Raw genomic sequence first — 12,051 nt, forward strand, 5'->3', positions numbered from 1 at the left:
GCGCAGTCCCCTCGCGGCCCCGGGTACGCGCAGGGTGGTCCGGGAACTCTGCTCCCGGACCACCCTGTGCGTACCTGGGGCTCGGCCGTCATCCGGCCGTGGGCAGCACCCGCCGGCGCCGGCGCCGGGCCGCCCCGCGAAGAGCGGGGGCGGCCTGGCGCAGCAGGACCACCGCGGCGAGGACCGCTGCCTGCGCGACGAGTTGCTGGGCGTCGTTCCAGCCCAGCGAGCGCAGCAGCTGACCGAGCTGGGTCAGGAACAGCGCCCCGACGCCGCTGGCCACGATGCTCGCGAGACCGCCGGTCATGGCGGTACCGCCCAGCACCACGGCCGCGACGGTGGGAAGGACGTAGCTGTCCCCGATGAACAGGCCGGGAGTCCGGGTGTAACCGGCCAGGAGAACGCCGGCGGCGCCGTAGGCGAGGCCCGCGAACCCGTAGGCGGCGACCTGGTAGAGGGTGACCCGGATGCCCAGCGCCGAGGCGGTGGGCACGCTGACCCCGATGTAGGTCAACCGGTGCCCGACCGCCGAACGCCTGGCGATGACGCCGCCCACCGCGAGCATGACGACCGCGATGACGAACGTGTTCGGGATGCCGAAGGTCCGGTCGACGGAGAACCGGCTCAGGCCGCCCGGCGCCGTGGCCGGCGAGCCGCCGGAGATCGCCAGGACGGTGCCGAGCAGGACCGTGTTCATGCCGAGCGTCACGACCAGTGGCATGACGCGGGCGACCGCGACCAGGACTCCGTTGACCAGGCCGACGAGAGCGGGGGCGAGGACGGCGACGGTGACGGCGAGCCACGCCGGCCAGCCGTGGGACTGGACCATGCAGGTGCACAGGGCCGCGGCGAGCGCGATCATGCCGGGCACCGACAGGTCGAGGCCGCGTTGCTGCACGACGAGGGTCTGCCCGGCGGCCGCCATGGCGAGCACGGCGGCGAAGGGCAGCATGCTCAGCAGCGGGGCCGAGCCCAGGCTGCCCTGCGCGACGGCGGGGCTGAGGGCGAAGAGGACGATCGTGGCGACCACGATCCCCACCCAGCTGCCCGACAGGAGACGGCGCCAGGCGGCGCCCGCGTCGAAGCCGTCCATGGCGTTCCCGTCCTGACTCGGAGTGCGGCGGGAGGCGTCGGTGGGTCGGGGGGTCATGCGTGTGCTCCCGTCCGGCGAGTGCGGCGCAGCTGCGCGTACAGCACCGCGGCGCCGATCGTGATGAGGCCCGGGAGCCAGTAGCCCCAGGCAGGGGAGAGGTTGAGGAACGGGGAGACATTGACCAGCTGCTCAGCGAGGAGAGCGGCGGCGATGATCCCGATGAACGAACCGCGGCCACCGAAGATGCTCGCTCCCGCGAGCACGACCACGGTCACCGAGTTGAGGGTGTAGGCCAGCCCGGGACGGCCGTCACCGACACCGATCTGGGCCATCAGGACGATGCCGGCGGGCAGGACCAGAGCCGAGCAGATCACGTACGAGGTGAACCGGATCAGCCGGACCCGCACCCCCAGACGCTCCGCCGCGTCCGGCTCGGACCCCAGAGCCCGCAGTTCCACGCCCCACCTGGTGCGGCGCAGGGCCAGCTCGAGAAGCAGGACGAGGAGCACCGCGATGACGGTCACCAGCGGAACCGCGCCGAAGCGGGCCTGGATGCCGGCCGCCACCGACGGGAAGATCGTGCCGCCCGGTGTGTCCCGCAGGGACAGGTAGATGCCCTGCAGCGCCATGTAGACGGCGAGGGTCGCGACGACCGGGTTGATGCGGAACCAGGTCACCATGACGCCGTTGAGCACGCCTACCGCGAGCGCGCCGAGGGCCATGAGGACCAGCCCGAGGACCAGGTTTCCGCCGTCGACGATCCAGTACGACGCGATCACGACCAGGAAGCCCATCAGAGGGCCGACCGACAGGTCGAACCCGGCTCCCAGGACGACGACCTGCTGCGCGGCACCGACCAGCAGCAGCGGCGCCAGCATGAGCAGGAGGTTGTTGAGGTTGAGCTGGCCGAAGTAGTCGCCGTTGTGCAGGCCGGTCCCGAGACCGAGGAGCACCACGATCAGGGCGAGCACCGCCGCGGGGGCCTGGTCGCCGGCCAGCCAGGCGTGCAGCCGGCGGCGTTTCGCCGGCCGGGTCTTCTCCTGGCCGCGCACGCTCGTCGAGGTCAGTGCGGCGTGCGCGATGGCCGCCTCGGTGATCTCCGCACCGGTGAGCTCCTCCACGACGTTTCCGCGCGACATGATCAGCACGCGGTGGCACAGGCCCTCCAGCTCGACGTTGTCGGAGGAGAGCACGACGACGGCGGCACCGTCGTCGGCCGCGGCGCGCAGGATCTTGTACAGATCGACGCGTGCACCGGCGTCGACACCCTGGGTGGGCTCCTCCACCACGAGGACCTTCGGTGCCGCGAGCAGCGTGCGGGCCATGACGGCCTTCTGCTGGTTGCCTCCCGACAGCGAGCTGATCGGCGTATCGGGGGTGGGGGTCCTGATCGCGAGGCCGCGGATCTGCTCCTGCGCGGTGGACCGCGCCCGCACGTCGCTGACCAGGCCGAAGCGTGAGACCTTGGCCAGGGTGCGCGCCACGATGTTCTCGCTCACGCCGAGCGGCAGGAACACACCTTCGCCGTGCCGGTCGGCGGGCACATAGACGACACCGGCGTTCGCCGCCGCCGCGTTCGAGCCGCGGACCCGCTGTCCGTCGACGACGATCTCGCCCGACGCCGGGACCAGGCCGGCCAGGGCACGGACGAGCTCGGCCTGGCCATTGCCCTGGACCCCGGCCAGGCCGACGATCTCGCCGGAGCGGACGGTCAGCGAGACGTCGTCGAAGCCGTGGCCCGAGAGCCCCGTCACGACGAGTCGCCCGGCCGCGCTCGCGGGAACGGGTTCCTTGGCGGGGAAGACCGTCTCCAGTGTGCGGCCCACGACGCGCTCGACGATCTGCTCCTCGGTGACGGCCTCGCAGTCGAAGGTCCCGCGGGTCTGGCCGTCGCGGAGGACGGTGATCCGGTCGGCGATCTGTTTGACCTCGGGGATGCGGTGCGAGATGTAGACGACACCGGCGCCGGCCGCGACGGTCTCGCGGACCTTCGTGAACAGACGTTGTACTTCTTCGGCGTCGAGGTGCTCGGTGGGCTCGTCGAGGATCAGGACCTTCGGATTCAGCGCGAGCGCCTTGGCGATCTCGATGATGAACCGCTTCTCCATCGACAGATCGGCGACCCGGGCGCGCGGGTCGATCTCCGTCTCCCACGGCGCGAGGGTCTCGCGGGCCCAGGCGGCCGCGCGGCGAAGGCCGCCGACGCGCTGGTACCCGACGCCGAGCGCCATGTTCTCCGCCACCGTCAGGTCCGGCAGAAGCGCGGGATGCTGACGCACGATGCCGAGGCCGAGGCCGCGCGCCTGCTCGGGCTGCGCCTGTGTGAGCGGGACGCCGCCGATGAGGACGGTGCCGACGTCCGCCGCCAGCGCGCCCGAGGCGACGGCCATCAGCGTGGACTTGCCGGCGCCGTTCTCGCCGACCAGGGCGTGGACTTCACCGGGGCGGACGTCGAAGCTCACCTCGTCCAGCGCGCGCACGCCCGGGAAGGACTTCCCGATGCCCCGCATGGAGAGCGCCGACGCGACGTGCCCTGCCGCCTGACTCGCCGCGTGGTGGGACTGGAGGGGGGCGGGGCTCGCGCCCTGCCGCGGTGGCCGGACCTGGGTCTCGGGCCGGTTGCTGCCGAAGTTGGTCACGTCGGACTCCTGGATGATTGAGGGGCGCGGGCCCGCGTGGCCGGGCCGGCGCCTCGGCCCGTGGACGGGCCCGTTACTGGGCGAGGTAGCCGCCGTCGATGACGAGTTCGGAACCGGTCACGAAGCTGGCTTCGTCGGAGGCGAGGAAGACGACTCCGGCGGCGATCTCCTCCGGCCGTCCGGCGCGGCCCATCGGGGTCTGGGAGATGACGTACTCGTTCACCTCAGGGGCCTGAGCCTCGGTCAGGGGGGTCCAGATGAAACCGGGGTGAACCGAGTTCACGCGGACGCATTCCCTGGCGTAGCTGACGGCGGCGCTCTTCGACATGTTGCGCACCGCGCCCTTGGTCGCGTGGTAGGCGTGCGCACCGGAGACGGCGGCGCTGCCCCAGATCGAGGAGACGTTGATGATGCTGCCGCCGCCCTGGGTGATCATCTGGGGGATCACCTCGCGCATCCCGAGCCAGGTGCCGGTCTGGTTGACCGCGACGACCCGGTTCCACTCCTCACTGGTGAGTTCGTGAACGGTTTCGTAGGCGATGACGCCGGCGTTGTTGACGAGGAAGTCGACGCGCCCGTGGCGGTCGATGACCTCGGCGACCACACGCCGCCAGTCGGCTTCGCTGGCCACGTCGAGGCACGCGTACGTGACGCCTGCGCCGAACGAGTCGTCGGCGGCGGCGCGGCTGGTCGCGATGACGGCGGCGCCCTCGGCCGCCATGGCGTCGACGATCGCGTGCCCGATGCCTCGTGAGGCGCCGGTGACGATGCCGACCTTGCCGTCGAGTCGGTTCATGGGGTACTCCTGGGATATCCGTGCGGGGCTGCGCTGCCGGGTTCCGGCAGAAAAAGGGGATTCGGGCGGGAGATCACTCCCGAAAGGCGATGAGGTCAGCCGCCCGGGCCGGGACGGAATTCGTGAAGGCCCGGGCACCTGCCGGGAATTGAGGCGACCTCACGGCCGACCGGGCTGCCGCACGGTCTACTTGTAGAGAGCCTTGAGCTGCGCGGTGGTCAGGCCGGAGGAGAGAATCGCGTCAGCCGGCAGCGACTTGTCGTACTTGGGCATCATCTTCGGGTTGGTCGAGTCCTCGATGATCTCCAGGTTGTACGTCGAGGGCTCGGTGTCCGTGATGCCGTTGCAGGCCGCGAGCCCCTTGTTCAGAGCGGCCTCGACAACCCAGTTGCGGGACGACTCGGTCGCGATCTGATAGCTCGGGTACCGCTTGTGGTACTGGTACCAGAGCGCCGCGAACTCGTTGGAGTCGTTTGCCGACCAGACCGGCAGCGGTTTGTCCGCGGCGATGAACGCCCGGATGCCGCCGACCGAACCGCCGCCGAAGTCGGAGACGATGCCGTCGATCTTGCCGTACTTCGTGATGAGACCGGCCACGACCTGCTGCGTCTTGCTGACGTCCCAGTCGGTGGCGACGTACCCGTCCGTGTTGAGCAGGTGAACGCCGGGATGCTCCGCGACCGCCTTCTGGACGCCCGCGTAGACGGTCTGGGAGTAGGCGCTGCCGGCGACACCGCCCAGCATGATCAGGTTGCCCTTGCCGTGCATCGCCTTGACGGTCCAGTCGGCGAGGTTCTTGCCGTACGTCTCGACGTTCTCGGAGACGAAGTCGACGTAGTCCCTGCCCGGTGTGCCGCCGATGCCGGAGACGATCGGGACGACCGCCACGCCGGCCGCGGTCGCCTTCTGGACGGTCGGCAGGAGGGCCTGTCCGGCGTCGCCGAAGGTGACGATCACCTTGACGCCCTGGGCGACCATCGAGTTGATGTCCGAGATCGCCTTCTGGGTGTTGTTCTGGGCGTCGGTCACCACGACCTGGGTGATGTTCTTGCACTTGGCCGCCTGGGCCTTGAAGAGGGCGATCGTGGCCTTGCGCCAGGTGTTGTTGTCGTTGCCGTCGGCGTAGCCCACCTTGATCGGCTTGGTACCGCAGAACTGGCTGATGTCCGGGATGTCGGCCTGCACGCCGACACCGCCCACCTTCACGGTCGGCCACGGGCTGCCGGAGCCGACGGAGGCGCCGGAACCCCCCGCGCCGCCGGAACCGGTGGACAGCCCCCCGCAGGCGCTGAGCGCCATGGCCATGGCGGCGGCGACGCCGGTCGCCGCGGCGGCCCGCTTCTTGATGTGCATGGAATGTCTCCTCGTTGAGAACGGTGAAGGCCTCGGTGGCCCGGGGGCACCAGGTGTGCGCGGGCGCCGGGCCGTGAGACCGGAGCGCCTGGCCGGACTCCGGGGGCGGGATCGCCGGCGTGCCCGGAGTGACGTGATCGCCTGGGTGAGGGAAACGGGCTCGGTGAGGGCCCCGGCAGAAGGCTGTCGCGAGCAGGGCCGTGTGACGCGGGTCACCGTGAGACGGGGGTGCCTCATTTTGTGACAGCGTCCGCCTTCGACGCCCGGGCGCGGTGATCCTCGACTGGCCGGGCCGACCGTCTGTCGGCCCGGGGAACAGCCAGTACCACCAACGATGACGTTGAGGAGTACCCATGCCCCTTCCCCGTCCTTCGGACCCGCTCGGGGAGATCTACGCCGAGTGGAGCGTGGAGTTCGAGGCCAACCCGGAGATGTCGCTCCAGCTGATGCGCTGGGTCTTCGAGGACTGGCAGCGCGCGACCGCCGAGCCCGAAGGGGTCACCTACGCCACGACCACCCTCGGGGGCGTGCCGGGCGTCCTCGTGACCCCCCTCGACGCGGATCCCTCCCAGGTGATGGTGGTCATGCACGGCGGCGGGTTCGCGCTCGGCTCCTCCGCCAGCCACCGCAAGATGGCCGGGCACCTGGCCAAGGCCTGCGGAACGCATGCGTTCGTGCTCGACTTCCGGCTCGCGCCGGAGTTCCCGTTCCCGGCGCAGATCGAGGACGGTCTCGCCGTCTACCAGGCCCTGCTGGACAACGGCGTCAAGGCCGGCGACGTGTGCTTCGCCGGCGACAGCGCCGGCGGAAACCTCGCGGTCGCGATGACGCTCACGCTGCGCCGCGACGGCCGCCCGCTGCCCGGCCGGGTCCTGACGATGTCGCCGTGGCTGAACATGGAGAACAACGGCGCCACCATCGAGACCAACGACGACACGGACTTCCTGATCACGCGCGAAGGCCTCGCCGGGAACATCGCCCGGTACCTCTCGGGGGGCGCGGACCCGACGGACCCGTACGTCAACCCGCTCTACGCCACCTATGAGGGCTTCCCGCGGCTCTACGTCTGCGCGGCCGACACCGAATCCCTCTTCGAGGACGCCGAGCGCCTGGTCCACCTGGCCGAGAGCGCCGGCGTCGACGTGACGTTCTCCGTCGGCAAGGGCATGCAGCACGTCTTCCCGTTCCAGGCCGGACGCCTCGCGCGCGCCGACGAGGAGATCGCCGCCATGGCCGCCTGGTACCGGTCCTGACCGGCGCGCTACCGGCCCCCGGCCAGAGCCCCGACCGCGTCTTGCCCCCCTCCACCTCCTCTGCTGCGCACTCCTGCCTGAGCGCCCTTCTGTCATCACTCGGTGAAAGGACCGACATACACATGACCAGCAAGCCCGACTACGACGCCATCGTCATCGGCGCAGGCTTCTCCGGCCTGGCGATGCTCCACCACCTGCGCGAGATCGGTCTTTCGACCCTCGTGGTCGACGGCGAGGACGGCGTCGGCGGCACCTGGTGGGTCAACCGCTATCCCGGCGTCCGCACCGACAGCGAGTACAGCTACTACTCCTTCTCGTTCTCCAAGGAGGTCCGCGACGAGTGGACCTGGACGGAGCGCTACCCGTCCGGCGCGGAGGTCCTGACGTACCTCAACTTCGTCGCCGACCGGCTCGACCTGCGCAAGGACATCCGCCTGTCCACCCGCGTGGAGAAGGCCGTCTACGACGAGGACGCGAACACGTGGACCGTCCACCTCGGTGACGGCACCACCCTGACCACGACCTACCTCGTCTCCGGCATGGGCGTCCTCTCACAGGCGATCTTCCCTGCCATCGAGGGCATCGACACCTTCCGGGGCGAGAAGTACCACTCCTCGATGTGGCCCCGTGACGGCGCGGACCTGACCGGCAAGCGTGTCGGCCTCATCGGGCTGGGTGCCTCCGGCATCCAGATGGTGCCTGAGATCGCCAAGGTCGCCGGCGACTTCCACGTCTTCCAGCGCACCCCGAACTTCATCGTCGAGACGACGAACGACCCGGTGACCGAGCAGGACATGGCCCACCTGCGCGACCACTACGACGAGATCTACGAGAAGGCGGCGAGCCACCCCTTCGGCGTCGCGATGGAGCCGGCCGAGCACAGTGCCCTCGACGTGTCCGCCGAGGAGCGCGAGCGGATCTTCGAGAGCAAGTGGAACGAGGGCGGATTCCACTTCGCCAACGAGTGTTTCACCGACCTGGCCACCAACCACGAGGCCAGCGAGCTCGCCTCGGAGTTCATCCGCAAGAAGATCCACGAGATCGTCGAGGACCAGGACGTCGCCGACCTTCTCTCGCCGACCACCTACTCCTTCAACGGCAAGCGGGTGCCGACCGGCCACAACTACTACGCGGCGTTCAACCAGCCGAACGTGCACCTCGTCGACGTCGCCTCGCAGCCGATCAGCCGGATCTCCGAGCGCGGCGTGGTGGTCGGCGACACCGAGTACGAGCTCGACGTGCTGATCTTCGCCACCGGCTTCGACGCCATGACGGGGACCCTGACCAACATGGACATCGTGGGGCGCGGCGGCCGCACGCTGCGCGAGAAGTGGCTCGCCGACGGCCTCAGGTCGAACCTCGGCATCAGCGCCAACGGGTTCCCGAACTTCTTCATGTCCCTCGGCCCGCAGACGCCGTACTCGAATCTGCCGGTCCCGATCCAGCTCGGTGCCCAGTGGCTCCAGCGGGCCATCGCGTGGGCGCGTGAGAACGACGTTCCGTTCCTCGAGGCCACCCCGGAGTCGGAGGCCTGGTGGATGGCGGAGACCGAGCGGGCCGGCAAGGCCACCGTCATGTACTCCGAGGGCAAGAAGGCCAAGGCGTGGTTCCTGGGCGACAACCTCCCCGGCAAGCCGGAGGAGTTCCAGGTCTACATGGGCGGCGGACAGGTGTACCAGGAGTTCTGCCGTACGGCCGAGGAGGACGGCTACCGCTCCTTCCTGGCCAACCAGTCGCCCAGGGCCTGAGAACTCGACGGGGAAAGGGGAATCGGGATGGGACGTCTGAACGGCAAGGCCGCCCTGATCACCGGGGCCGCGATGGGCATGGGCCGGGCGACCGCGGAGCTGTTCGCGGCCGAGGGGGCCCAGGTCGCGGTCACCGACCTGGACGAGGTCAAGGGCAAGGAGGTGGTGGCGGGGATCCTCGCGGCCGGCGGAACCGCGCGTTTCTGGCGGCTGGACGTCGCCCGGGAGGCCGAGGCGAGAGAGGTGATCGACGCGGCGGCAGCGGAGTTCGGCGGTCTCGACATCCTCGTCAACTGCGCCGGTGTCATCGGCGTCGACAAGCCGACCCACGAGCTCACCGAGGCCGAGTGGGACGCGCTGTTCGCCGTCGATGTGAAGGGCGTCTTCTTCTGCACCAAGCACGCGGTTCCGCACATGATCGAGCGGGGCAGGGGCAGCATCGTCAACTACTCGTCCATCTACGGGATGATCGGGAACGACGAGTTCACGGCGTACCACGTGGCCAAGGGCGCGGTCTCGATGCAGACCAAGCAGGACGCGGCCAGTTACGGCAAGTACGGCATCCGGGTGAACTCGGTGCACCCGAGCACGGTCCTCACCCCGCTGGTCGAGGGCATCGCGGCCGAGTTCCCCGGTGGCCTGCCGGCCTACGAGAAGTACATGACGGGCAATCAGTCACTGCGTCGCCTGGGTCGTCCGATCGACGTCGCCTACGGGGTCCTCTACCTGGCCTCGGACGAGGCGAGCTGGGTGACGGGCGTGAACCTGCCGATCGACGGCGGCTACACGGCGCGCTGACCGGCCTGTCCGCGTCGGCCCCGGCCCTTAATTCCAGGCGATCGGCCGCGGGACGACGACCATGCCGCCGTCGACGAGGACCACCTCGTCGACGGCCGGCCCGGCAGCGAGTCGCCGCGTCCGCTCACCAGACTGGGCGGCGACGAATGGGGCACGCTGGGCGGGGTCCCGCACCTGAACCGCATCCCCTACGAGGAGCCCGGCGCCCCGCACGGTCAGCCGTAGCGGATGCCCCTGCCGGGCGGGCGGCCGAGACGCGCCGGCGGCAAGGGCGACAAGGTCGCCGGCACCGGCGCGGCGATGGTCAAGAGTGCGTCACGTGGTCTCGGCGGCTGAGCGGGCGGGAGCCGGCCGACGTACTGAAGGGGCAGGTAGACGCGACTCCCGACGAAGGGCACCTCCTTGATTCCGCGACGCATCGGCCTGGGCCTCGCCACCGGGCTCGCCTCCGCTCTCCTGCTGGGGGCGTGCGACTCCTCGAACGGCACCGGATCCACCGCCGCCCCGGCCGCCCCGGCCCCGTCGGCCACGTCGGCCACGTCGGCCACGTCGGCCACGCCCGATCCGGTGACCTCCGCGCCCGCCGCCGGCGGCACTCCCGCGAGCGGGCAGCCGGCCACGACCTCCGCGGTGGCGGCCAGGACGGCCCAGGGCGTGGGCAGCATCGTCACCGACGACAAGGGGCTGACCCTCTACCGCTTCGACAAGGACCAGCCGAACCCCTCGAAGTGGACGTGCTCGGGCACCTGCACCAAGACCTGGCTGCCCGTGATCGTGCCGGAGTCCGTACAGACCTCAGGGGTGGAGAAGAGCCTCCTGGGCACGGTCCACCGGAACGGCATGACACAGCTCACCCTGGCCGGCTGGCCGCTCTACCGGTACATGGGCGACACGGCGGCCGGACAGACGAACGGCCAGGGGAAGGACGGCGAGTGGTACGCCGTCACTCCCTCCGGCCAGAAGTCCGGTGCGACCGGCTGACGCGCCGGCCGCCTGCCTTCCCTCACCCGCCTGACCTGCCTCACCTGGCCGAACGAGCCGCGGCGAACGCCTGCCAGGACCTGTTCCGCTTGAACGGAATCTCGAAGACCTTGGAGAACAGCCACGCCCCGAGTATCGAACCCGGCAGGCCCACGGTGAGCGTGAACCAGAACGTGGGCAGGCCGGGCGCCACGAAATGCGGGGCGATGCGGCGGATCACCGCGAGGACGATCGGCAGATGGATCAGGTAGAGGCTGTAGGAGAAGCCGCCGAGGCCGTGCACGGGGCGTGCGGTCAGCAGCCGTACCAGGAGGGCGGGTCTTCCGGTGGCGACGGCGGCCAGCAGCATGGTCATGGCGGGCGCGACGGCGAGATCGATCCAGAAGTAGTGGTGCACCGTCCAGACGGACCCCCGGACGGCGCACAGGGCCAGGACCGGCAGGGCGGCCAGCACGGCGAGCCATCCCCAGGGCAGGCGCCGCACCCGGTCCGACGCGGTGACGACGCCCGCGCCCAGCACGCCGGCGGCGAACACCGGGGCGAGATGGGGAGCGAGCCAGTTGTCGCCCTCCACCGGGTTCGCGCCGGCCGCCGTCAGGCCCCAGGCGATCACCGGGAGGGTCACGCACCCGGCCAGCAGCACGGCGCCCCAGCGCCGGCGGACGAACAGGAGCAGGGGGAAGAGGAGATAGAGCTCGGCCTCCACGCCTATCGACCAGAACGCGCCGTTCGGCGTCGGGGCGGTGACCACGTCCTGGGCGACCAGGCCGTACACCACGACCGTCGCGCCGGTGGGCGGCCCGAAGTGCGAGGCCGGCACCACGAACCAGGAGATCAACAGGCTCATGGCCAGTGCCGCCCAGTACGGGGGAAGGATGCGCCAGGCGCGGCGGCGCAGGAACTCGCCGATGCCGGCCGGCCGCCAGCCGTGCCGGGCCGGGGAGATCGCCAGGGAGAACCCGGACAGCACCAGGAAGAAGACGACGGCCAGGCGCCCGAACATCAGCCCGCCCAGCCAGGGGGGCGCCGAACTGCGGGGATAGCCCGGGAAGGTGTACAACCAGCAGTGGAACAGGACCACGTACAAGGCCGCCAGGCCACGGAGCCCGTCCAGGCCCCGCACCTGCCGGCGGCTCCGCGCTCCGCCGGAGTCCGCGTTCCCGCCCTCCCCCTGGCCCACGGGGGCGGCCAGGTCGAGGGCACTGCCGGCCGGGCGACTCGAATCCACTGAAATCGTTCAACCCTTTCTCCGGGCACCGGCGCCGTGCGTCGTCGGTGCCTCCGGGCGGCACGGCGCCGCCCACAGCGACAGGTACGTGACCCCCGGCCGGGCCGTTCAACAGGCGAGCCGGTCGCCACCGCCGTGGCCTGCGGGGGCGTTCGGGCGGCC

General features: G+C 70.6%; 9 protein-coding genes. 4 read left to right on the top strand and 5 right to left on the bottom strand.

Annotation, left to right across the window (positions count from 1 at the left end):
- Positions 1-88: 88 nt before the first annotated feature.
- The 4 genes from LQ326_RS28975 to LQ326_RS28990 form a co-directional block, all read right to left on the bottom strand.
- A complete protein-coding gene (locus LQ326_RS28975; protein WP_234541930.1) occupies positions 89-1,150 on the bottom strand; it encodes an ABC transporter permease in 1,062 nt (353 codons plus the stop codon).
- A complete protein-coding gene (locus LQ326_RS28980) occupies positions 1,147-3,732 on the bottom strand; it encodes an ATP-binding cassette domain-containing protein (protein WP_234541980.1) in 2,586 nt (861 codons plus the stop codon). Before LQ326_RS28980 ends, LQ326_RS28975 begins: the two co-directional genes overlap by 4 nt.
- 73 nt (positions 3,733-3,805) lie before the next feature.
- Positions 3,806-4,528: an SDR family NAD(P)-dependent oxidoreductase gene (locus tag LQ326_RS28985; RefSeq protein WP_234541981.1), complete on the bottom strand. Its 723-nt coding sequence runs from the start codon at positions 4,526-4,528 to the stop codon at positions 3,806-3,808.
- Between the two features lie 186 nt (positions 4,529-4,714).
- Entirely contained in the window at positions 4,715-5,881 is a 1,167-nt protein-coding gene (locus LQ326_RS28990) for a substrate-binding domain-containing protein (RefSeq protein WP_234541982.1), read from the bottom strand.
- 353 nt (positions 5,882-6,234) lie between these two features.
- Between LQ326_RS28990 and LQ326_RS28995 the strand changes: the two genes are divergently transcribed.
- From LQ326_RS28995 to LQ326_RS29010, 4 genes are all read left to right on the top strand, one after another.
- Positions 6,235-7,134 (top strand): alpha/beta hydrolase, encoded by a 900-nt coding sequence (locus tag LQ326_RS28995; protein WP_234541983.1) that lies wholly within the window; start codon positions 6,235-6,237, stop codon positions 7,132-7,134.
- 122 nt (positions 7,135-7,256) lie between these two features.
- The gene (locus tag LQ326_RS29000; protein WP_234541984.1) at positions 7,257-8,882 is read left to right on the top strand and encodes a flavin-containing monooxygenase; all 1,626 of its coding nucleotides are present in this window, start codon (positions 7,257-7,259) and stop codon (positions 8,880-8,882) included.
- Between the two features lie 27 nt (positions 8,883-8,909).
- Positions 8,910-9,680, top strand: a complete 771-nt coding sequence (locus tag LQ326_RS29005; RefSeq protein WP_234541985.1) for an SDR family NAD(P)-dependent oxidoreductase — start codon at positions 8,910-8,912, stop codon at positions 9,678-9,680.
- A 402-nt stretch (positions 9,681-10,082) separates the two neighbouring features.
- On the top strand, positions 10,083-10,661 hold the full coding sequence (locus tag LQ326_RS29010; RefSeq protein WP_234541986.1) for a hypothetical protein: 579 nt from the start codon (positions 10,083-10,085) through the stop codon (positions 10,659-10,661).
- A 40-nt stretch (positions 10,662-10,701) separates the two neighbouring features.
- Here the strand turns inward: LQ326_RS29010 and LQ326_RS29015 are convergent, their stop codons facing one another.
- Positions 10,702-11,889 carry an acyltransferase family protein gene (locus tag LQ326_RS29015; RefSeq protein ID WP_234541987.1) on the bottom strand — a complete coding sequence of 396 codons (1,188 nt, stop codon included), beginning with the start codon at positions 11,887-11,889 and terminating at the stop codon, positions 10,702-10,704.
- Positions 11,890-12,051 lie beyond the last annotated feature (162 nt).

This window comes from Streptomyces shenzhenensis, assembly GCF_021462265.1.
GTDB lineage: Bacteria > Actinomycetota > Actinomycetes > Streptomycetales > Streptomycetaceae > Streptomyces > Streptomyces shenzhenensis.